Below are 22121 nucleotides of genomic sequence, written 5' to 3'. Positions count from 1 at the left end.
ACGCTCATGGAGGCGTAGCCTTTATTCCCGCTGTCCATCACCTTGTGAAGCGGAAGAGGGCGGTTGCCGCCGTGTCGCCACAGTCCCCCAGTAACCCGAGCTCCCCCGGCCTTCGGTCGGGCGGTGCCACCACGACCGACGAACAGGCCGGGAAGAACCCCACCGCCGCGTTCGGCGCGAACGAGTGGCTCGTCGACGAGATCTATCAGCAGTACCTCCAGGACCCGAATTCGGTAGACCGCGCCTGGTGGGACTTCTTCGCCGATTACAAGCCCGGAGCGGCTGCCGCCCCGGCCCAGGCGGGTACTGCGACCGCGGGGGCCGCAGAGACCTCCGCACCGGCGGCCCCGGCCCGGCCCGCCGCCCCGGCGGCGCCCACGCCCGCCGCGTCCGCCGCGCCTGCGCCGGCCGCGCCTGCGCCGGCCGCCCCGAAGCCCGCGACCCCGGCCCCGGCCGCCCCCCGGCCCGCCGTTGCCGCACCCGCGCCGGCCAAGCCCGCCGCGCCGGCGGCCAGGCCGGCAGCCCCGGCGGCCCCGGCCACCGGGGCTCCTGAGGGCCCCGAGTACGTGACGCTGCGCGGCCCCTCCGCGGCGGTCGCCAAGAACATGAACGCCTCACTGGAACTGCCGACCGCCACCTCGGTCCGCGCGGTCCCGGTGAAGCTGCTGTTCGACAACCGCATCGTCATCAACAACCACCTGAAGCGGGCGCGCGGCGGGAAGATCTCCTTCACGCACCTCATCGGCTTCGCGATGGTCCAGGCCATCAAGGCCATGCCGTCGATGAACTGGTCGTTCGGCGAGAAGGACGGCAAGCCGACCCTCGTCAAGCCGGCCCACGTCAACCTCGGCCTCGCCATCGACCTGGTCAAGCCCAACGGCGACCGCCAGCTCGTCGTCGCGGCGATCAAGAGGGCCGAGACGCTGAACTTCTTCGAGTTCTGGCAGGCCTACGAGGACATCGTCCGCCGCGCCCGCGACGGCAAGCTGACGATGGACGACTTCACCGGCGTCACGGTCTCCCTGACCAACCCGGGCGGCCTCGGCACCGTCCACTCCGTGCCACGTCTGATGCCCGGTCAGTCGGTCATCATGGGCGTCGGCTCGATGGACTACCCGGCGGAGTTCCAGGGCACCAGCCAGGACACCCTGAACAAGCTCGGCATCTCGAAGGTCATGACGCTCACGTCGACCTACGACCACCGGGTGATCCAGGGCGCCGCCTCCGGCGAGTTCCTGCGCCAGGTCGCCAACCTGCTGCTCGGTGAGAACCGCTTCTACGACGAGATCTTCGAGGCGCTGCGCATCCCCTACGAGCCGGTCCGCTGGCTCAAGGACATCGACGCCTCGCACGACGACGACGTCACCAAGGCCGCCCGCGTCTTCGAGCTGATCCACTCCTACCGGGTGCGCGGCCATGTCATGGCCGACACCGACCCGCTGGAGTACCGCCAGCGCAAGCACCCGGACCTGGACATCGTCGAGCACGGTCTGACGCTGTGGGACCTGGAGCGCGAGTTCGCCGTCGGCGGCTTCGCCGGCAAGTCGATGATGAAGCTGCGCGACATCCTCGGTGTGCTGCGCGACTCGTACTGCCGCACCACCGGCATCGAGTTCATGCACATCCAGGACCCGAAGCAGCGCAAGTGGATCCAGGACCGCGTGGAGCGCCCGCACTCCAAGCCGGAGCGCGAGGAGCAGCTGCGGATCCTGCGCCGGCTGAACGCCGCGGAGGCGTTCGAGACCTTCCTGCAGACCAAGTACGTCGGGCAGAAGCGGTTCTCCTTGGAGGGCGGCGAGTCCGTCATCCCGCTGCTGGACGCGGTCCTCGACTCGGCGGCCGAGTCCCGGCTGGACGAGGTCGTCATCGGCATGGCCCACCGTGGCCGCCTGAACGTCCTCGCCAACATCGTCGGCAAGTCGTACGCCCAGATCTTCCGCGAGTTCGAGGGCAACCTCGACCCGAAGTCGATGCACGGCTCCGGCGACGTCAAGTACCACCTGGGCGCCGAGGGCACCTTCACCGGCCTGGACGGCGAGCAGATCAAGGTCTCGCTGGTCGCCAACCCCTCCCACCTGGAGGCCGTCGACCCGGTCCTGGAGGGCGTGTCCCGCGCCAAGCAGGACATCATCAACAAGGGCGGCACGGACTTCACCGTCCTGCCGGTGGCGATCCACGGCGACGCGGCCTTCGCGGGCCAGGGCGTGGTGGCCGAGACCCTGAACATGTCGCAGCTGCGCGGCTACCGCACCGGCGGCACGGTCCACATCGTCATCAACAACCAGGTCGGCTTCACCGCGGCCCCCGAGTCCTCGCGTTCCTCCATGTACGCGACGGACGTGGCCCGCATGATCGAGGCCCCGATCTTCCACGTGAACGGCGACGACCCGGAGGCGGTCGTGCGCGTCGCGCGCCTGGCCTTCGAGTTCCGCCAGGCGTTCAACAAGGACGTGGTGATCGACCTCATCTGCTACCGCCGCCGCGGTCACAACGAGTCGGACAACCCGGCCTTCACCCAGCCGCTGATGTACGACCTGATCGACAAGAAGCGCTCGGTCCGCAAGCTCTACACCGAGTCCCTGATCGGTCGCGGCGACATCACCCTGGAAGAGGCCGAGCAGGCGCTGCAGGACTACCAGGGGCAGCTGGAGAAGGTCTTCACGGAGGTCCGCGAGGCCACCTCGCAGCCGGCCGCCGCGAACGTCCAGGAGCCGCAGGACGGCTTCCCGGTGGCGATCCCCACGGCCGTCTCCTCCGAGGTCGTCAAGCGCATCGCCGAGTCCCAGGTCAACGTGCCCGACCGGGTCACCGTCCACCCGCGGCTGCTGCCGCAGCTGCAGCGCCGGGCGGCCATGGTCGAGGACGACACGATCGACTGGGGCATGGGCGAGACGCTCGCCATCGGCTCGCTGCTGCTCGAGGGCACCCCGGTCCGGCTGGCGGGCCAGGACTCGCAGCGCGGCACCTTCGGCCAGCGCCACGCGGTCCTGATCGACCGCGAGACGGGCGAGGACTACACGCCGCTGCTGTATCTGTCCGAGGACCAGGCCCGCCTCAACGTCTACAACTCGCTGCTCTCCGAGTACGCGGCGATGGGCTTCGAGTACGGCTACTCGCTGGCCCGGCCGGACGCGCTGGTGATGTGGGAGGCCCAGTTCGGCGACTTCGTCAACGGCGCGCAGACGGTGGTGGACGAGTTCATCTCGTCGGCGGAGCAGAAGTGGGGGCAGACGAGCGGCGTGGTGCTGCTCCTCCCGCACGGCTACGAGGGCCAGGGCCCGGACCACTCCTCGGCCCGCCCCGAGCGTTTCCTTCAGCTGTGCGCGCAGAACAACATGACGGTCGCGATGCCGACCCTGCCGTCGAACTACTTCCATCTGCTGCGGTGGCAGGTGCACAACCCGCACCACAAGCCGCTGGTCGTCTTCACCCCGAAGTCGATGCTGCGGCTGAAGGCGGCGGCGTCGAAGGCGGACGAGTTCACGAGCGGTCAGTTCCGCCCGGTCATCGGCGACGACTCGGTCGACGCGGCGGCCGTGAAGAAGGTTGTCTTCTGCGCGGGCAAGGTCTACTACGACCTCGACGCCGAGCGGAAGAAGCGCGGTGTGACCGACACGGCGATCATCCGGATCGAGCGGCTGTACCCGCTGCCGGGCGCCGAGTTGCAGGCCGAGATCGCCAAGTACCCGAACGCCGAGAAGTACCTGTGGGCCCAGGAGGAGCCGGCGAACCAGGGTGCCTGGCCGTTCATCGCCCTCAACCTGATCGACCACCTGGACCTGGCGGTCGGCGCGGACGTGCCGCACGGTGAGCGGCTGCGCCGCATCTCCCGGCCGCACGGCTCGTCCCCGGCGGTCGGCTCCGCCAAGCGGCACCAGGCGGAGCAGGAGCAGTTGGTGCGGGAGGTCTTCGAAGCGTAGGCCTCCGGCGGTTTGGGCGATGGTTGGAGGGTCCGGGGTCGAGTTCTTGCTCGGTTTCGGGCCCTTCGCCTGTTCGGGGGGTCGGTTGCGGAGCGGGCGCGGGTGCGGGTTTGTTGTGGTTGCTCGCGCAGTTCCCCGCGCCCCTAAAGGGGCGCGAGCAACCACGACGGTGCCGCAGATGACCGACTGCCTGTCCCGGCGTACTCCAGCGGAGCGTTCAGCTCAGGTAGGTTTCGAAGTCCCAGTAGGGGCGGGTTCGTTGGCGGGCTGAGATGGTGTGGGGGTGTTGGGCTCCCAGGGTGCGGGTGAGGGACAGCAGGCCGTCCTCCTCCAGCTTTCCGGCCTCCTCCTGCTCCCGTGCCGCCCGCAGGTCGGCGGCGAGGGCCACCTGGCAGGACAGGGTGAGGGGATGCTCGTCGCCCAGCACCCGGCGGGAGCGCCGCAGGGTGTCCCGGCTCAGCTCGACGGCGTCGGCGATACGGCCGTTGAAGTTCCGCGCGCTCGCCGCGTTCAGCGCGCAGCCCAGGACCCAGGGATGGTCGGCGGTCAGGGTGGCGGTGAGCCCAGCGAGCGCGGACTCGAACATGGCCATCGCTTCGGCGCGTTCGCCCGCGGCCTGCATCACCAGACCGGTGTTGGACAGCATTCCGGTGGCGACGGGATGGGCGGGTCCGAGCAGCGCACGGTAGCCCGCCTCGGCCTCCGCGATCAGCTCGCGCGCCAGCCCGAGGTCGCCGTGTTCCCGCAGGTAGTTGCCGTAGTTCGTGAGGAACGACAGTGTGCGGTAGTGCTCTCGGCCGTGCACCTGGGTCAGCTGGTCCAGCAGGCTGACCATGGCGGGCCCGGTGTCCCGCGCCTGTCCGCCCTCGCGGCGCCGGCACATGAGCAGTTGGGCGCGGGCCTCCAGCGTCTGCGGATGCTGCGGCCCCAGCACCTGGACGTGCAGGCGCAGCACGGGTTCCTGGCGGGCCAGCGCGTCCCGGTAGCGGCCGAGCAGCCGCAGGTCGTGGGTGACGGCGTTGCCCGAGCTGAGCGTGTTGATGTGCCGGGCGCGCAGCGTGTTCTCGCGCCGGGAGAGGGTTTCCAGGTCCATCTCGTACGCCTCGGCGTAGCGGCCGAGCAGCCGCAGCACGACGCCCAGGTTGTGCCGGGCGATCAGGGTGAGCGTCTCGTCCGGCCCGAGGAGCCGGGTGTTGCCGTCGAGGACTTCCTGCTGGAGTTGGTACGCCTCCTGGTAGCGCCCCAGCTGCCGCAGGCTGCTCGACATGGTGCCCTTGGTGGTCAGCTCGGCCAGTTCGTTGCGCACCGGCGCGGCCTGGAGCTTGTCCAGGATGCCGCGGTCCAGCTCGTGCGCCTCGCGGAAGCTGCCGCTGGCCCGCAGGATGTTGCTCTCCTGGGTGGTCAGGTCGAGCATCGACTGGTCCAGCGGGTCGGACGTGCCCGACCAGTTCTCCCGGATCCGCCGGGCGAGGTCGAGTCCGCTGCGGTACTCCCCGCTGCGGAAGCAGTAGCGCAGACAGTTCAGGACGGTCTCCCGGACCCGGGGCCGGGTGCTGGAGAGCGCGCCCGAGGGTTCCAGGTGCGGCAGCAGTTCGGCGTAGCGCGGCCAGTTCCTGCTGTCCATGGGGTTGCCGGGGTCGGCCTCCGCGAGCAGGGTGCGTACGACCCGCTGGTGGTCCGTGCGGCCCTGCTCGCTGACCAGTTTGGAGACGATGTCGTGGACGAGCCGGTGCATGTGCACGGACTCCTGGTGCGGGCCCATCTCGACGCCCGCCGGGCCTCGGGTCTCGCGGGTCAGCACCGAGTAGTTGACGAGGGTGTCCAGGGCCCGGGTCCAGGCGGCCAGGTCGGTGGTCATCCAGCGCAGGTCCTCCGGGAGGTCCGCCTGCGGGTAGGCGCGGATCAGACCCAGCGGGATACGGCCGGGGGCGAACGACGTGCACAGGCTGAGTACGTCGATGGCCTGCGGCTGGGCACGGCGCAGCCGGTTGAGCAGTATCGACCAGGAGGTCATGGACGACTGCGGGAAGCCCTCGCCGGTGGCGGGCTCGTCGACCGTGGAGAGCTGGCGTTCGCGCACCATGCGCAGGTACTCGGGCACCTCCATGCCGGACTCGCCGAGCCAGGAGGCGGCCTGTACGAGGGGCAGCGGAACGTCGCCGAACTCGGCGGCGACCTCGTCGGCCTGGGCCGCGGTGATGTGCGGGGCGCGCCGCATCAGATAGGCGGTGGACTCCGCGCGCAGGAAGGCGGGGATCTCCACGATGTCGGTGTGCTCGCTCCAGCCGCGGTTGCGGGAGGTGATCAGGACGTGCCCGGGACCCTGCGGGAGCAGGGTGTTGATCCCGTCGGTGTCGTCCCAGCCGTCCAGGATCACCAGCCAGTTGGCGTACGGCTCACCGCGGCGCAGGGCGTCACGGACGGCGCGGATGCGTTCGCCGGGCTCGCTGCCGATGGTCAGGCCCATCTCCACGGCGAGTTCGCCGAGCCGGTCGCGCTGGATGTTGCGGTCGTCGGAGTTGACCCACCACACGACGTCGTAGTCGGTGCTGAACCGGTGCGCGTACTCGACGGCGAGCTGGGTCTTCCCGATGCCCGACATGCCGAGCAGGGTGCAGGCGGCGGCGCCGCGCTCGGCGTCCGCCAGCCGCTGGTGGATGTCGGTGAGCAGGTCGTCGCGGCCGGTGAAGCGCGGGTTGCGGCGGGGGACCTCGCCCCAGATCTCGCAGCGTGTGTCGGGGTAGCGGACCCGGTTGGTCACGGTCCGTGGCACCCGGGCGCGCTCCAGGCCGAGCCGGCGCAGCAGCCGTTCCTCGGCGCTCTCCTCGCTCAGCCCCCAAAGGCTCGCGGGTTCCAGGACGGCCGTGGCCGGCAGCAGCGGGCGGTTGGTGAGGTTGACCGCGGCGAAGCGGTCGGCGTGCGCGGCGACGAATCCGCGCAGGGCGTCGTTCCACTCCCCCGCAGGCCGCGGTCCGAGTTCGAAGAACCAGTCGTTGAGGACGAGGAGGACGCGCCCGCTGGACAGCAGCAGGTCGCCGAGGGAGTCCTCGAGCGGGACCTCGCGCGGCGGGTCCCAGCGCTGCAGGGTGGCCCGGTGGCCGTGGCCCTCCAGGCACTGTGCGATCCATGTCGCCCAAGAGCGGTGGTAGCCCGGAAAGACCACCAGGAAGTGTTCGGGCGACGGCGTACCGTCCCCGCCCGAACGCCGCTGTACCGCCATCGTCGCTCCCTGTTCCAGCGTCCGCCGCGCTGCCGCGCGGCCACGTGCATAGCGTGACGCAATCCTATGCCCACGGAGTGTTATCGCAGGCTTCTGGCCGCCCTGCCGAGACCGGCGTGGTGTCGGCCCATCCCCCGTACGAACTCCCTTCCCACCAGGGTCAGTTCATCGGATTCGCCGAGCGCGGACAAGGCTTCTCCGACGTGCTCACGGTAGATTTCCAGCCGCAGTTCGGCGCGGCGCCGCCAGCCGGGCGGGGCGGACGGGGTGCCGCCGGCCCGCGACCACAGATCGACGAGCGCGAGATGCGCGTAGACGCCCTGGAGCACGCCCATGACGGGGCGGGGATCGGGCCGCCAGCCGACCCGGTGCAGGGTGCCGGCGCCGGGTACGCACAGCGGTGAGAGGTCGTGCAGGGCGGCCAGTTTGGTGTGCTGGGTCTCGTGCACGAGGGATTCCGCGAGTTCCGCGCCGTCCCCGGGAAGCTGGGCCAGCACCGCGCCGGGCGCGGCCCGGGCGGTGGCGCTGCGCGGGGCGCCGCCGGCCCGTCGCTCGGGGGCGAGGGGGACCACGGCCCGCAGTACCGTCCCGATCTCCGCGGCCCGGCCGGGATCGGTCGCCGACAGCAGCGCGTGCGCCTCGCTCCAGCGCTGGGCCCACAGCCACCAGGCGGACTCGGGGCGCTCGGCCGCGGGCAGGGCGGCTGGGCCGATTCCGTGCGGCGGGACCCGGTAGGGGTCCAGGTCGTCCAGGACGATCGCGCTGCCCGGCAGTGTGCGCAGGGCGGACCAGCCGGGGCCGCCGCCGAGGACGCGGGTGGTGCGGCCCTCCGGCCGTGGGGCGGTGCGCAGCAGGACGGGGGCCTGTCGGCCCGTCGGGTCCGCCATCCGCAGGGTCCCGGCCCGGCCGGTCAGGCGTATCTGCGGGGTGGTGCGGCGCAGCGTGCCCAGGCCGGGCAGGGCCAGCACGCCGGTGGGCAGGGTCCGGGTGCCGCCGACCGGGCAGCCGGCCCGGATCGCGGCGGCCAGGGCCACCCCGCCGAAGTGCGCCAGATGCCGTTCCAGGGCGGGTCCGTCGGGTGCGGCGAGCGCTTCGGCCAGCCAGGCGCCGGTCATGGGGTAGTCGAGCACGTCGCGCACCGCTGCCGGGTCGGCCCGCTCCGCGCTCTCCAGCAGGGCCCAGTCGCGCTCGAAGCGCCGTCGGGCTGCCGGGCCGAGCGCGCCGCCGGGCTGTTCCAGCCGTACCAGGAGGGACTTCAGGAACAGCAGTCGACGCGCGTGGAGTCCGGCACGCAGTGCCGCGTCGCCCATGGGCAGGGGCCGGGTGCTCGCGAGCGCCCTGGCGACCTCGGACGAGACGGACGCCAGGGTCATTCCCGGCTCTCCTCGCCCGGGACGCGCTCCACGGATCCGACCGGAAACATGCGCTCTGGGGCGTCGCCGGACAGCAGCGGGTCGTCCCCGGTGGAGTACCAGGCCTCGGTCAACTCGTGCGGGCTGCGGAGCACCCGCGCCACCGCGAGGCTCAGCCCCGGATCGTCCATGGCGCGCAATGTCCGCAGGTCGACGTCGGTGAGGTCCGGCAGGAGCGCGGTCCGTGCGACCTCGTCGCCGGGACCGACCGCCCCGTTCCTCTGCTCCCCCACCCTCGGCTCCTCCCTGCCTACGCCCGCCCCGCACAGCCGCACTGGCTGCCCACTTCTTCCCGACAGGCCGGGGGCAGAAACCCGACTGCGATCAACTTCGTTCGTGTTCCGTCAAGTTCGCCCATTCTGCCGTCCATGGCCACCATGGCGGCGCCACCGCGTGCCACTGTTCCTCCGGCATGCGCTCGGCCCGGGACCGCGCCTGTCCGTCCGGCATGCCCGTGTCCGCGAACCACGCCTGTTCCTCCTCCAGCCGCCGCGTCAGTTCCACGTCCCCCCAGTCCACCTCCCGCAGCGCACCCACCAGCCGCTGCCACTGGTCCCGGGCCGCCCGGTAGGCGGCAAGGGCCGCGCGGGGGCGGTCCATCAGGGCGAGCACGGATCCCGTGCCGTGCCGCGCCCGGGCCGCCGTCACCGAGCCGGGGTCGGCCCCGTGCGCGGCCAGTGCCTCCCGTTCCGCGTTCTCGTACGCCTGGAGCGCGTCCACCAGGACCGGCGCCCCGGCCCGGTACCAGCCTTCGAGCCGGACCCGGCCGAGCTGCAGCCACACCTCGGCCCGCACCGCCGCGTCGGCCGCCGCCCGTACCGCCTGCCCCAGCAGGTGCCGGCTCTCGAACAGGTCGGGCAGGAAGCCGAGATGCCGGAACCGCTGGGCCAGGGCGCTGCCCACCAGGCCCTGGAGCCGGCCGCGCTGGGCCGACCGCGCGGGCAGCGCCTTCAGCGCCTCGCGCAGCACGTTCTCGGCCCGGTCCACGACCCGCGCGCCGTCCCGCGCCGACGCGCGCCGCAGCAGCGACTCGCCCCAGGCGGTGAGGAGTTCGCAGCGCCGCGGGCTGTAGGGCGGCGCCAGCATGACGGCCGTCTCGTACGCCTCGTCGGCCTCGGGGGCCTCGCCCATCGCGTCGTGGAACGCGGCCCGCGCGGCGAGAGCGGGCAGCCGCAGGTCCGTGTCCTCACCGGCGGCCCGCTCGGCCGCCTCCAGCGCGGCACGGGTCTCGGCGTCCTCGGCTCCCGCGGCCCGGAGCGCCCGGGCCAGGTCGAGCAGCGCCGGGCTGCGCACCGCCGCGGCGGCCCGCTCGGTCTCCAGCAGCGCGCACGCCTCACGCAGGTCCGGTACGGCGACCCCGGGGCGGCCCAGGTCCAGCAGCAGGCGCCCGCGCAGCAGCAGCCGGGCCCGATGGGCGGTGACCGACGCGGGCGCACCGCCGGCGGGCTCCCGCACCCCGCCCTGCCGCACCGACTCGGCCCACGCCCGCGCCCCGGCCGCCACACCGGGCCAGGGCGCGTGCCCCGGGTCCAGCACCGCCGCTGCCGCCGACAACTGCTCCGACTCTCCCGTCAGCTGCCACAGCTCCCGTCGGCACGCGGCCAGTTCCAGGGCCGCCTCCGCCTGCTCGGCGCTGTCCGCCGGTGCCGCCGCGTGGGCCGCCGCGAGGTCGTCGAGGGCGTCCCGCAGCAGTCCGGCCCGCCGGCCGGCCGCACGCACCGCCGCCGTGCCGGCCTCGGCCCGCAGGATCCGGCCGAGGACCAGCCGGGCCCGTACGGCGTCGGCGGGGTCCTGCGCGGCCGGGCCGCCGGGCGGGCCCACCGCGGCCTCGGCCTGTTCCCGCGCGCGGCGCAGCGTCTCCGGGTCGGCGAGCTGCTGCCACTGGCGCAGCAGCCGTTCCGCCTCGGCCAGCGGCTCGGGGGTCACCAGGTCGGGCAGGTAGAAGCGCAGCACCCGGGCGGGGATGCGGGCGAACAGTTCGGCCTCGACGCCGCCCTGGGCGTCCTGTGCCCCGCCGTCGTCGGCGAAGCGGGCGGTGCCCGCGGCCGGGTCGCGGTCGGCGAGCCGGGCGGCGGCGAGCGCCGCGAAGTTGCGGGTGCCCTTGCCGAAGTACCGTTCCACATAGGCGGAGCAGTGCTTGAGGACGAGTCCGGCGGTGTCCTGGTCGAGGGAGTCGAGCAGCAGTTCCTGGAGCCTGCCGGGGAAGGCGAAGCAGGGCTGCTCCTCGGTGCCGGGCAGTTGCCTGAGCAGGCCGCCGAGCAGCACCTCGGCGAGTTCCATGGGGCCGGTGTCCGGAAGCATGGCGCGTTGGACCAGTTGCATCACGGGCAGGGTGAGCGGGGCCGCCGCCAGGTAGACGGCGAGACGCAGCGCGCCGGGTGAGGCGGCGGCCCGGAAGGCGCGCAGGATCTCGTCGTCGCTGCGCGGGGTCCCGGCGCCGGGTGCGGCCGGGACGGCGGGCGCGGTCAGCGCGGCCCAGGCGCGTTCGCTGGTCGGCCCCGTGCCGGACAGCAGGCGGGCCCAGGCCGCGAACGCCTCCGGCGTCGGCTGGAGCACCGGCACCGGCCGGGCGTCGGCGGCCGGTGCCTCCCAGGGCTCCTCGTCGGGCACGAAGCCGATCCGGCCGCTCAGTTCGCCGGGGCGCACCAGGCGGCCCGGTTCGGCGGGGAACGCGGTGCGGCCCCACAGGCGGGGCGGCAGCGGCTGCACGACCGCCAGCGGCGCGGTGCGCGGCCAGGCGTGCAGCAGCCGCTGCGCGGTGCCGTTCTGCCACAGCGGCCCCACACAGTCGCTGATCACCAGGGTGAGCCGGCGGCCGGTGGGGTCGTGCAGTTCGTCGGCCCTGCGCAGCCGGGTGTGTGCGCCGGGTCCCGCGGTGGTGCCGACCAGGGGCGTGCCGGACTCGTCGCCGTACAGGTGGTGGACGCGGACGGAGGCGAAGGCGCCGGACTGCTGGCAGGCCTGGCGCAGTTCCTCGACGAGCTGCCCCCATACGGCCATGGCGGGGCCGGTGTCCATGAGCAGCTGGACGTCGCAGCGGTGGCGGCGGCCGGGCCGGGTCACGGGCAGCAGTACGCCGCTCGCGGCGGCACGGTCCGCGGTGGCCTCCTCGTCGATCTCCTCGTCCCGGGGGGTGTCGGTGGCGAACCGGTAGCGGCCGAGCGCGCGCAGCGCCTTTTCCAGGCCGAGCAGTCCGGGCAGGGCGCCGGCGGCGGGCGCGCGGACCGGGAAGACGGAGGGAGTGCCGTCGGCGTTGCCGTGCGGGGCGGCGCCCGCGGTGTGCAGGGGCACGGGGGCGGAGGGTGCGTCCCCGGTGGCCCGCGCCGGAGCCTCGGGCGTGGCCGGCCGGCCCGCGGGCTCCTTGCCGGGGCCGGGGCCCGGGCCGGGTGGGTCCCGGTCCGGGGTGGACGCGGCCGGGCCCGGCGCCCGGGGCGCGTCGCGGGGCAGGGCCGTGCCGAGCCGCTGCGCCAGCCAGACGGCGTCGGCGACGTCCTCGGCGGTGAGGTCGAGCCCGCCGCGGCGCAGCCTGCCGATCAGCTCGTCCAGACGCATGCCGCGCATCCGGCCATCACCTCGTACGGTCGAGCGGCTGCATGAGCATGTCCGCGATCCGCTCCCGGGTGAGGCGTTCCGCGCGCGGTGCGTGCTGGGTGAGGAAGAGGGCGTTGAGGAGCTGGTCCGCGGCGACCACCTCGCCCGGTTCCCGGTCCAGGAACCGGGCGATCAGATCGCGGCCCGTGGTCACGCTCTCCTCGCCGAGGTGCGCCTCCACCATGGCGGTGAGCTGTTCCTCGCCGGGCGGCTCCAGTTCGAGCTGGATGCAGCGGCGCAGCAGCGGCGCCGGGAAGTCACGCTCGCCGTTGGAGGTCAGGACGATCACCGGGAAGGCGGTGCAGGCGATGCGTCCGCCGTGCACGCGCACCCGCTCGCCGTCGTGGGTGAGCACGTCGACGACGGGTTCGCGGTCCGCAAGCCGCTCCAGTTCGGGGATCGCGAACTCGCCCTCTTCCAGGGTGTTCAGGAGATCGTTGGGCAGGTCGAGGTCGCTCTTGTCCAGTTCGTCGATGAGCAGGACCCGGGGCTGCTCGGCGGGGAGCAGGGCGGTGCCGAGCGGGCCGAGACGGATGTAGGAGCCGATGCCGGAGGCCGCCGCCGCGGCCCCTTCCGCGCCCTGGGCGCGTTCCAGCTGGACGTCCTGGAGCCTGCCGATCGCGTCGTAGCGGTACAGGCCGTCGTGGAGCGTGGTGCGGCTGACGATCGGCCAGCGCAGCACCTTGCCGAGGCCGAGTTCATGGGCGACCGCGTAGGCGAGGGTGGACTTGCCGGTGCCCGGGTTGCCCGTGACGAGCAGCGGGCGGCGCAGATAGAGCGCGGCGTTGACGGCGTCGACCTCGGCGGGCCGTGGGGCGTAGTTCTCGACCAGGCGCCGGCGCACGCCGAGCCGGCGGGCGCTGCTGGAGTCCTCCGGGCCGGACTCCGCCCCGTCCTGGGCGGCCGCGAAGTCACGCCAGGGCGGCGGCGCGGGCAACCGCCGTACTCCGTCGTGCGGCTGACCCACTCCGCGGTAGATCCGCCAGTCGTTCACCATGGGCTCCTCCCGGCTCCGGTGATCAGGCTGCGGGCCCGGCCGTTCGACGTACGACGTTACCGCCAGGCGGCCGTGCCTGCCGAGCTTCGCGGGCGTCCGGTGTCGCTTCCCGGTCCGGGAACGCCCTTGTGATGCAGGTGGGTTGACGGGGTGTCCGGTGGGCGGTCAGCCGCCTGGGGCGGCCAGGGGTGGCGGTCGCATGGCCTCCGTTCCGTACGGAGTGCGGTCGGGCGGATCGAACATCACGGCCAGCTTGCCGCGCAGCCCCTGGGCGCGCACGGTGTCGGGGTCGGCGAGCCGGATGCGCAGGTCACGGACCGGGCCGTGCAGCCCGTCCGCCCCCTTGGCGAGCCCGAGCAGGTCGGCGGCCTGCCGGTGGAAGGCGCGGCACTCCTCGTGGTCGTGCCGGTCCCGGCGCCACAGCACCACGGAGTGGCCGGCCATGAGCGCGTACTTCATGGCCACCTGGCCCTCGCCGCTGCCGACCGGGCCGCAGTAGACCGGAACGCAGCCGTTGCCCAGCGCCGACAGCCGGCCGTAGACGGCGTACTCGCCCTCGCTACGGCCGCCGGGCGGGTGTCCGCCGGCCGGTGCCTCGCCGCGCAGCGGCTGGTGGGAGAGCGGGCCGCGGGCCGTGCCCCGCCACCGTTTGAGCCATTCCGGCGAGGGTTTCCTGGCGTTGCGCCGTGCGTCGCGGATGACGACGGTCCGGCGCAGCCCGAGCGGCATGGCGCGCTCGTCGGGATCGGCGGCATCGTCGGTAGTGTCTTCGCTCTCGCCTACGGCGCCGTCGGGAGCGAGGCCCCAGTCGTCCACGGGCAGGTCGAACAGGCGGCGCGGCAGGAACACCTCGACCGCGGCCAGGTGTTCGCCGTGGTCGCCCTGGCTGAGCGCGCGGGCCAGCGGTTCGCGCAGGGTGGCGGACAGCTCGTCGGCGCGTACGCCGCGGTCGTCGCCGGCCACGGGCGTGACGTCCTGGCCGTCGTAGATCAGCTGGACGCTCCAGGGGTAGAGGTCGCCGTACATCGGCTCGCCGACCTTGACGAGGACGTCGGTGCGGGCCGTGGACGGCTCCGCGGGGTGCGCGGCGGCCGGGTCGAAGAGGCCGTCGAGGATGCCGTGGATGGCCTCGCCGACCGCCCAGTACTCGTGCCGGTCGGCCTGTTCGGTGATCCAGTCGGCGAAGGCGCGCAGCCGTTCCGGGTCCGCCTCGCCCGGGCGCTCCCGGACGGTGTGCCGGGCCACCCGCGCCGCGTACAGCAGGACGGCGTCGAGGTCGACCGGGGCCCCGCCGGCCTGCCCCGGTGCGCGCAGCCCGTGCAGCAGTCCTGCGCCCTCGCGCCAGCTGCGCGGCTCGTGCACGATCAGCGAGCGGTGCCGGCTGTTCAGCACCCGGGCCCTGACCTCCTCGACGAGATGGACGACCTCGCCGGGCCCGGCGGGCGGCGGGAGGTGCGCCAGATGGCCGTAGAGCCGGGCCCGCAGTTCGGGGGTGATCCCGGAGCCGTCGTAGCCGGGCAGGCCGGACTGCGCCGCGGTCCAGTGCGCGTACTCCGCCGGGTCGTCGAGGAGCGCGAGGTGGTGCAGGTCGTGGGCGCGCAGCACCTCGTGCACCAGATCGCCGCCGCGTACGTCGAGCAGTTCGCGCAGCGCGGTGATCGGGACGGCGGCGCCCTCGTCCCGGCCGCGGCCCTTGATCATGCCGATGACCGCGCCGTAGCGCCGGTCGATCACGGGCCCGCCGGACAGTCCCTCGAACGGCAGGCTGCCGTTGATCAGCAGCGCCCGGCCGTCCGATCCTGTCGCCTCGCCGACGCCGTGCCGCACGCCCAGCTCGCCGGTCCTGCGGGACCAGCCGTGCAGGCCGATCGGGGCGGGGGTGCTGGGCGCCCGGTCGCTCAGCCACAGGCACCGCGCGTCCTCGGCGTCCGGCACCCGGACCAGCGCGATGTCCGGCAGCCGCCAGCGGTCACCCGCCGCGTCGGGGTGCTCGGGGCGCGGGTCGGCGAGGACCACGGTGCCGGTCGCGGTCCGCTCCCCACGGGTGCCCGCGGCGCCGCGGCCCTCCCAGGCCACGCCCACGACCCTCTCGCCTCGCCACACCGCAGCACCCCCCTTTCCCACGACGTGCGCGCAGGTCAGCAGCCAACCCGGAGCTATGAAGAAGCCTGATCCCCAGTACCCGTCACGGTCGGTTGCATACCCGTCGCCCGGTGCGCCGATGCGTGCGAGCGAGGGGCGCACCATCTCGTCGAAGGCGCTCATTCCGCGTGGGGGGCCGTGGAGCCGGGCGCCGCGCCGGCCCTCCGGTCCGCCGCCGGATCGGTCCGCCCCCCGTCGCCCGCCGGTTCGGTCCAGGTCAGGGACACGGTCAGGGAGGAGGTGCCGCCGCCTTCGGCGATGGCGCTCACGATCTTGCCGGACTGCGCCGTCAGTTCGATCCCGAAGCTCACGGACACCTCGACCGGCGCCGTCGTGTCCAGACCGGCGCGCAGGGAGCGCACGACGCCCCCGACCGTGGCGGCCAGTCCCCCTGCCATGTCGACGACCCGGCCCCCGAACCCGGTGTCCCGGAACCCGTCGTCCTGCGCGGTGTCGTCGGCCGCGCCAATCCTGGCCCAGACGACGGTTCCGTCGTCCAGCCGTATCCGTTCGACCCCTGCGCCCATGCCGCCCCCGTTCGCTCAATGGGAGGAGAAGGCTAACTCCGGATGAAGACGAGTGGGAGGGGCAACGATCTATTCGTCGTCCTCGTCGTCCTCGTCGTCGAGCCGGGCCAGCCAGGTCGCCAGCCGCTCGACGGGGACCTCGAAGTCCGGGTTGAGGTCCACGAAGGTGCGCAACTGCTCGGCAAGCCACTCGAAGGTGACCTCTTCCTCGCCGCGCCGCTTCTCCAGTTCCTCGATGCCGCGGTCGGTGAAGTACATGGGGTGTCTCTCCTGCGGATACGTGTGCACTCGGCCTTGGCACACAGCCTATGCAACCCACGAACCCGCAAACCGCCGAGCGCCCGGACCGGCCTCGCCCCTGTGGGCCGGGGCGGTCCACGAACGGGTGTCTTGACTTTCGCGGTCCGCGATATATCGTGTTTCACGGAAGACGCGATATGGCGCGTCGCGTCCCGCCGAGGAGGTCAGCACCATGTCCGAGTGGTCCGTCGCAGAGCCCAGGAAGCTCACCTTCGACGACCCTGTGCGCGATCTGCACGTGCGCATCGTCAACGGAACAGTCAACGTCGTGGGCACGGACGAGGGTTCCGCCCGGCTCCAGATCTCCCAGATCGAGGGCCCGCCCCTGGTGGTCACCCAGGAGGGCGGCACCCTCACCGTGGCGTACGAGGACCTGCCCTGGAAGGGCTTCCTCAAGTGGCTGGACCGCAAGGGCTGGCGACGCACCGCGGTCGTCTCGCTCGCGGTCCCCGCGGACACCCGCGTCGAGGTGGGCGTGGTCGGCGCCGGCGCCGTGGTCTCGGGGATCCGCGGCCCCTCGGTGGTCAAGGGCGTCACCGGTGACACGACCCTCGTCGCCCTGTCAGGCCCGGTCCGCGCGGACACGGTCTCCGGCAGCCTGGAGGCCCAGGCCGTCACCGGCGACCTCCGCTTCAACTCCGTCTCGGGCGACCTGACCGTCGTCGAGGGCTCCGGCCCCTCCGTGCGCGCCGACTCCGTCAGCGGATCCATGATCATCGACCTGGATCCGGACGGTCCGACCGACGTCCGGCTGACCAGCGTCTCCGGCGAGATAGCCATCCGGCTGCCGCATCCGGCGGACGCGGAGGTGGAGGCGAACACGGCGAGCGGCACGATCTCCAACGCCTTCGACGGACTGCGGGTGCACGGCCAGTGGGGCGCCCACAAGATCACCGGCCGGCTCGGCGCGGGCAACGGCAAGCTCCGGGCCACCACGGTCTCCGGTTCGATCGCCCTGCTGCGCCGCCCGCCGAAGGAGGACGAGGACACGACCTGGGACGACACCGAGCCGGATCCGGCCGCGTCCCGGCACACGTCGGGGGACAATTCCGCTTCCGGCCGGACAGCCGACACGACGAGCGCCCCGGCCGACGGCACGACCGACAAGAAGGTGCTCTGACATGCCTCCCGTCTTCGCCCACGGCCGCCTCCGCCTCTACCTGCTCAAGCTGCTCGACGAGGCTCCGCGCCACGGCTACGAGGTGATCCGTCTCCTCGAAGAACGCTTCCAGGGGCTGTACGCCCCGTCGGCGGGCACCGTCTACCCCCGGCTGGCCAAGCTGGAGGCCGAGGGCCTGGTCACGCACACCACCGAGGGCGGCCGCAAGGTGTACGCCATCACGGACGCGGGCCGCGCCGAACTGGCCGACCGCAGCGGGGAACTGGCCGACCTGGAGCTGGAGATCCGCGAGTCGGTCGCGGAACTCGCCGCCGAGATCCGGGCCGATGTGCGCGGCGCGGCGGGCGACCTGCGGCGCGAGATGCGGGCCGCCGCCTCGGAGGCCCGGCAAGGTGCCGGCACCCGCGCCGCCGAACAGGGCCCCTTCGGGGAGTACGGCGAGGCCGGTGACAAGGAGTCCTGGCGCGCCGCCAAGGAGGAGATGCGCCGCGTCAAGCAGGAGTGGAAGGAGCAGGCCCGGCGGGCCAAGGACGAGAGCCGCAGAGCCCGCGACGAGGCCCAGCGGGCCCGGCGCCAGGCCCAGGAGGCCCAGGCGCGGGCGCGGGCCCAGGCGCAGGAGGAGATGCAGCGGATCGCGCGGCGGGTCCAGGAGCGTGTGCAGGACCACTTCACGCGGGGCGACTGGCCCACGGGCATGCGTGAGGGGCTGAGCGAACTCGCCAAGGAATTCGGCGAGTTCGGCAAGGACTTCGGGAAGGAGTTCGGCAAGGACTTCGGGTTCGGCCGCGGCGGGGCGGGAGCGGGAACCGGCCAGGGACCGGCGGCGGGGACCCACAAGGCCGCGCCCGCTCCGGAGTACGAGCAGACGGCGGAGGACTTCCCGGCCGACTACGTACCGGCCTGGGCCCACGAGGACACCAGCGGCGATCCGGCCCGTGACCTGGACCGCCTCCTCGACCGCTTCCGGGACGACATCCGGGACGCGGCCCGCGACAACGGCGTCACGGCCGACCAGTTGCGGGACGCCCGCCGCCATCTGTCGACGGCGGCGGCCCACATCGGGGTGATCCTCCGCCGGCCCCACCCCTGACCCCCGGCACCGCTTCTCCCACTACCCCGCGCCCGATGCCCGCGCCCGGCGCGGGCTCGGGGGAGGCCGCGTCAGGACGCCTTCGCCTCTCCGCCGCCGTACAGCACCCGCGCCACGGACTCGTACGTCACGCCGTGATCGGCCAGGACCTCGGCGGGTACGCCGGGGCAGACGGTCAGGGCGATGAGGATGTGCTCGTCGCCGATGTGCCGGTCATGGCGGCCGGCGGCGGTGCGCAGCGCCCGTTCGAGGACGTCCTTGGCGCCCCGGCTGAAGGGGCGGTGGCCCGACCACCGGCCCTTGCCCCCGCGGTCGCCGGACAGCGCCCCGACGCCATGCGTCTCCTCGACCCGCTGGACGATCCCGGGGACGTCGATCCCCAGCCCGGCGAGAGCGTCCTCGTCCGCCCGGGTCAGGCCGCCCCGCCGCCGCGCCTCGCCGAGCGCGCCGCGCACGGACTCCTTGCGGTCGGCGAGGCCCAGCGCGGCCAGCGCGAAGGAGGCGCGGCTCGCCTCGCGGTCGAGCAGCGCGAGGAGCATGTGGTCGGGGCCGATGGACCGCGCGCCCTCCCGTTCGCCGTGCTCCACGGCGCCGCGTACCACGTCACGGGCGTGCCTCGTGAACCGTTCGAACATCACTGCCTCCCGTACTTCTTGTGCACGGCCTGCCTGCTGACGCCGAGTTCGGCGGCGATCTCCTGCCACGACCAGCCCTGGTTGCGGGCGTTGCGCACCTGCACGGCCTCCAGCTGCTCCAGCAGCCTGCGCAGGGCGACGACGGCCCGCAGCCCGACCCGTGGGTCGCGGTCGCCCGCGCGCTCGGCGAGATTGGTTGCCTCGGTCATGATGTCAACCTACGTTGACATGAAGAGACCTGTCAACCCTGGTTGACAAAGCCGACGGCCGACCCGGGGGCCGGGTCGACCGTCGGTGTGGCAGCGGCGCCGGGGTCAGCCGTGGGTGAGCACGACCTTTCCGAACTGGCCGCCGGACTCCACTCGTTCGAAGCCCTCACGGGCGCGGTCCAGCGGCAGCACCTCGTCGATGACGGGACGTACGCCGGTGGCGGCGCAGAAGGAGAGCAGATCCTCCAGCTCCTCCTTGGTGCCCATGGTCGAGCCGACGACCTTGAGCTCCAGGAAGAAGATCCGGGTCAGCTCGGCGTGGGACGGCCGGTCACCGCTGGTGGCGCCGGAGATGACGATGGTGCCGCCGGGCCGCAGGGACTTCACCGAGTGGGACCAGGTGGCGGCGCCGACGGTCTCGATGACGGCGTCCACCCGCTGCGGCAGGCGCGCCCCCGTCTCCACCGCCTCGACGGCACCCAGCTCCAGGGCCCGCTTGCGCTTGGCCTCGTCCCGGCTGGTGGCGAAGACGCGCAGCCCCGCCGCCTTGCCGAGCACGATCGCGGCCGTGGCCACGCCGCCGCCCGCGCCCTGCACGAGCACCGAGTCGCCCGGCCGCACCCCGGCGTTGGTGAAGAGCATGCGGTACGCCGTCAGCCAGGCCGTGGGCAGACAGGCGGCCTCCTCGAAGGACAGCTCCTTGGGCTTGGGCAGGATGTTCCAGGTGGGCACGGCGACCTGCTCGGCGAAGGTGCCCTGGTAGCGCTCGGTGAGGATGGAGCGGGGTTCCCTGGGGCCGACGCCGTGGCCGGTCTGGCCGATGACGGAGTGCAGGACGACCTCGTTGCCGTCCTCGTCGACTCCGGCGGCGTCACAGCCCAGGATCATCGGCAGCCGGTCCTCCGGAAGGCCGACGCCCCGGAGCGACCACAGGTCATGGTGGTTGAGGGAGGAGGCCCGGACGTCGACGGTGCTCCAGCCGGGGCGGGCCTCGGGGGCCGGGCGCTCCCCCAACTCAAGGCCGGACAGCGGCTGCTCGGGGTCGATTCGGGCGGCGTAGACAGCGAACATGGGCTCGACGATAGGTTCCCCACCCCACCAACGGAACCAGGCACCCCTGTGACACACCCCGCGCCCCAAAGGGACGCGAGGAACTGCGCCCCCAACCACAACACCGCCGAACCCGACCCGCAACGGCAACAACCCCAAAGGGGCGCGAGGAACTGCGCGCCCAACCACAACCACGCCGCACCCGACCCACGACAGCAACACCCCCAAAGGGGCGCGGGGAACTGCGCACCCAGCCACAACCACGCCGCACCCGACCCACAACGGCAACACCCCCAAAGGGGCGCGGGGAACTGCGCACCCAGCCACAACCACGCCGCACCCAAATAACGACAGCAACACCCCCAAAGGGGCGCGGGGAACTGCGCACCCAGCCACAACCACGCCGCACCCGAATGACGCCGCACCCGCGCGGAGCGCCCCGCCTCGGTGGGCCCCCGCCGAGGGGGCCGGACGAGGCGAGGCCCAGGACAACCGGCTACCGGCGGGCAACGCCCTCCGCTCGGGCCGCCGCCGCCACCGCCGCCGTCACCGCGGGAGCGACCCGCTCGTCGAACGGCGAGGGGATGACGTAGTCGGCGGCGAGATCGTCGCCGACCACCGCCGCCAGCGCCTCCGCCGCCGCGAGCTTCATCCCCTCGGTGATCCGGGAGGCCCGCACCTGCAGCGCGCCCGCGAAGATGCCGGGGAACGCCAGCACGTTGTTGATCTGGTTCGGGAAGTCCGACCGGCCGGTCGCGACGACCGCCGCGTACTTGTGGGCGACGTCCGGGTGCACCTCGGGCTCCGGGTTGGCCATGGCGAACACGAACGCGCCGTCGGCCATCGAGGCCACCGCCGCCTCCGGGACCGTACCGCCGGAGACGCCGATGAAGACGTCCGCGCCGGCCAGCGCGTCCTCCAGCGAGCCCGTGCGGCCGGCCTTGTTGGTGAACCCAGCCAGTTCCCGCTTGACCGGCGTCAGGTCGTCCCGGTCGGCCGACACGACGCCCTTGCGGTCGGCCACCGCGACGTCCCCGATCCCGGCCTCGACCAGCATCTTGGCGATGGCGAAACCGGCCGCCCCGGCGCCCGAGATGACGGCCCGCAGATCACCGACGCTCCGCCCGCTCAGCCGCGCGGCGTTACGCAGCGCGGCCAGCGTCACGACCGCCGTACCGTGCTGGTCGTCGTGGAAGACGGGAATGTCCAGCCGCTCCTGGAGCTTGCGCTCGATCTCGAAGCACCGCGGCGCCGAGATGTCCTCCAGGTTCACGCCGCCGAAGGAGGGGGCGAGGCGGACCACGGTCTCCACGATCTCGTCGGCGTCCGTGCAGTCGAGCGCGATCGGCACCGCGTCCACGCCGCCGAACTGCTTGAACAGGATCGCCTTGCCCTCCATCACCGGAAGGGAGGCCTGGGGGCCGATGTCCCCGAGTCCGAGGACGGCCGTGCCGTCGGTGACGACGGCCACCACGGACGACTTCCACGTGTAGTCGTTGACCAGTTCCGGCTGCTCCGCGATCGCGGTGCACACGCGCGCGACGCCGGGCGTGTAGGCGAGGGACAGGTCGTCCTTGTCGCGGACCGGCACGGTGGCCCGCACGGCCATCTTGCCGCCGCGGTGGAGCGCGAAAGCAGGGTCGAAGGAATCGAGGGGCTCGGCCCCGCCGTCCTGGTCGGCACTGCTGTCGCTGCGAGGATTGACGATCTCCGCTGCCACTTGTTTACCCCTTAGGTGTTCATGGTGTGAGGGTGAGGGCCACTCCTGGTGAAGAGTGGGCGGGACCGCATACGACCCGGTTTGACCGTTGCGTACGGGTCGTACGCGACGGGCGCGCCGCACACGCGCCCTGAGCCCCGGATGAGGGGTGTAAAGCACCTTCTTACCCGACGGACGGCGCCGACGAC

General features: G+C 73.1%; 15 protein-coding genes. 3 read left to right on the top strand and 12 right to left on the bottom strand.

Features of this window, described 5'->3' with window-relative positions:
• Positions 1-71 precede the first annotated feature (71 nt).
• Positions 72-3920, top strand: a complete 3849-nt coding sequence (locus tag ACIRFL_RS09670) for a multifunctional oxoglutarate decarboxylase/oxoglutarate dehydrogenase thiamine pyrophosphate-binding subunit/dihydrolipoyllysine-residue succinyltransferase subunit (protein WP_404025896.1) — start codon at positions 72-74, stop codon at positions 3918-3920.
• A gap of 217 nt (positions 3921-4137) precedes the next feature.
• Here the strand turns inward: ACIRFL_RS09670 and fxsT are convergent, their stop codons facing one another.
• The 8 genes from fxsT to ACIRFL_RS09630 form a co-directional block, all read right to left on the bottom strand.
• On the bottom strand, positions 4138-7140 hold the full coding sequence (fxsT, locus tag ACIRFL_RS09665) for an FxSxx-COOH system tetratricopeptide repeat protein (RefSeq protein ID WP_404025893.1): 3003 nt from the start codon (positions 7138-7140) through the stop codon (positions 4138-4140).
• 80 nt (positions 7141-7220) lie between these two features.
• Positions 7221-8513 (bottom strand): aKG-HExxH-type peptide beta-hydroxylase, encoded by a 1293-nt coding sequence (locus ACIRFL_RS09660; protein WP_404025891.1) that lies wholly within the window; start codon positions 8511-8513, stop codon positions 7221-7223.
• Positions 8510-8785, bottom strand: coding sequence for a hypothetical protein (locus tag ACIRFL_RS09655; protein WP_404025889.1), 276 nt, complete (start codon positions 8783-8785; stop codon positions 8510-8512). The genes ACIRFL_RS09660 and ACIRFL_RS09655 overlap by 4 nt, the downstream gene beginning before the upstream one ends.
• Positions 8786-8876: 91 nt before the next feature.
• Positions 8877-12113: an SAV_2336 N-terminal domain-related protein gene (locus ACIRFL_RS09650; RefSeq protein ID WP_404025887.1), complete on the bottom strand. Its 3237-nt coding sequence runs from the start codon at positions 12111-12113 to the stop codon at positions 8877-8879.
• A 7-nt stretch (positions 12114-12120) separates the two neighbouring features.
• A complete protein-coding gene (locus ACIRFL_RS09645) occupies positions 12121-13137 on the bottom strand; it encodes an AAA family ATPase (RefSeq protein ID WP_404026158.1) in 1017 nt (338 codons plus the stop codon).
• A gap of 168 nt (positions 13138-13305) precedes the next feature.
• Complete coding sequence (locus ACIRFL_RS09640) at positions 13306-15387, bottom strand: trypsin-like peptidase domain-containing protein (RefSeq protein ID WP_404026157.1); 2082 nt, start codon at positions 15385-15387, stop codon at positions 13306-13308.
• A 14-nt stretch (positions 15388-15401) separates the two neighbouring features.
• Positions 15402-15809, bottom strand: a complete 408-nt coding sequence (locus ACIRFL_RS09635) for a CU044_2847 family protein (protein ID WP_404025885.1) — start codon at positions 15807-15809, stop codon at positions 15402-15404.
• 69 nt (positions 15810-15878) lie between these two features.
• Positions 15879-16067 (bottom strand): DUF6104 family protein, encoded by a 189-nt coding sequence (locus ACIRFL_RS09630; RefSeq protein ID WP_030597201.1) that lies wholly within the window; start codon positions 16065-16067, stop codon positions 15879-15881.
• Positions 16068-16281: 214 nt separating this feature from the next.
• On the opposite strand from ACIRFL_RS09630, the gene ACIRFL_RS09625 reads away from it, so the two are divergent.
• Positions 16282-17229, top strand: coding sequence for a DUF4097 family beta strand repeat-containing protein (locus ACIRFL_RS09625; protein ID WP_404025882.1), 948 nt, complete (start codon positions 16282-16284; stop codon positions 17227-17229).
• A gap of 1 nt (position 17230) precedes the next feature.
• A complete protein-coding gene (locus ACIRFL_RS09620) occupies positions 17231-18319 on the top strand; it encodes a PadR family transcriptional regulator (protein WP_404025880.1) in 1089 nt (362 codons plus the stop codon).
• A gap of 71 nt (positions 18320-18390) precedes the next feature.
• On the opposite strand, the gene ACIRFL_RS09615 is transcribed toward ACIRFL_RS09620, so the two are convergent.
• The 4 genes from ACIRFL_RS09615 to ACIRFL_RS09600 form a co-directional block, all read right to left on the bottom strand.
• On the bottom strand, positions 18391-18954 hold the full coding sequence (locus ACIRFL_RS09615; RefSeq protein ID WP_404025878.1) for a Clp protease N-terminal domain-containing protein: 564 nt from the start codon (positions 18952-18954) through the stop codon (positions 18391-18393).
• Positions 18954-19163 (bottom strand): helix-turn-helix domain-containing protein, encoded by a 210-nt coding sequence (locus tag ACIRFL_RS09610; protein WP_351729564.1) that lies wholly within the window; start codon positions 19161-19163, stop codon positions 18954-18956. Before ACIRFL_RS09610 ends, ACIRFL_RS09615 begins: the two co-directional genes overlap by 1 nt.
• Before the next feature lie 105 nt (positions 19164-19268).
• Complete coding sequence (locus tag ACIRFL_RS09605) at positions 19269-20234, bottom strand: zinc-binding dehydrogenase (RefSeq protein WP_404025875.1); 966 nt, start codon at positions 20232-20234, stop codon at positions 19269-19271.
• A gap of 475 nt (positions 20235-20709) precedes the next feature.
• Positions 20710-21933 (bottom strand): NADP-dependent malic enzyme, encoded by a 1224-nt coding sequence (locus tag ACIRFL_RS09600; protein ID WP_404025873.1) that lies wholly within the window; start codon positions 21931-21933, stop codon positions 20710-20712.
• Positions 21934-22121: the final 188 nt, after the last annotated feature.

Origin of the sequence: Streptomyces sp. NPDC102462 (genome assembly GCF_044765425.1) — a bacterium.
Taxonomy (GTDB): domain Bacteria; phylum Actinomycetota; class Actinomycetes; order Streptomycetales; family Streptomycetaceae; genus Streptomyces.
This window is presented reverse-complemented; position numbering and strand designations above follow the sequence as displayed.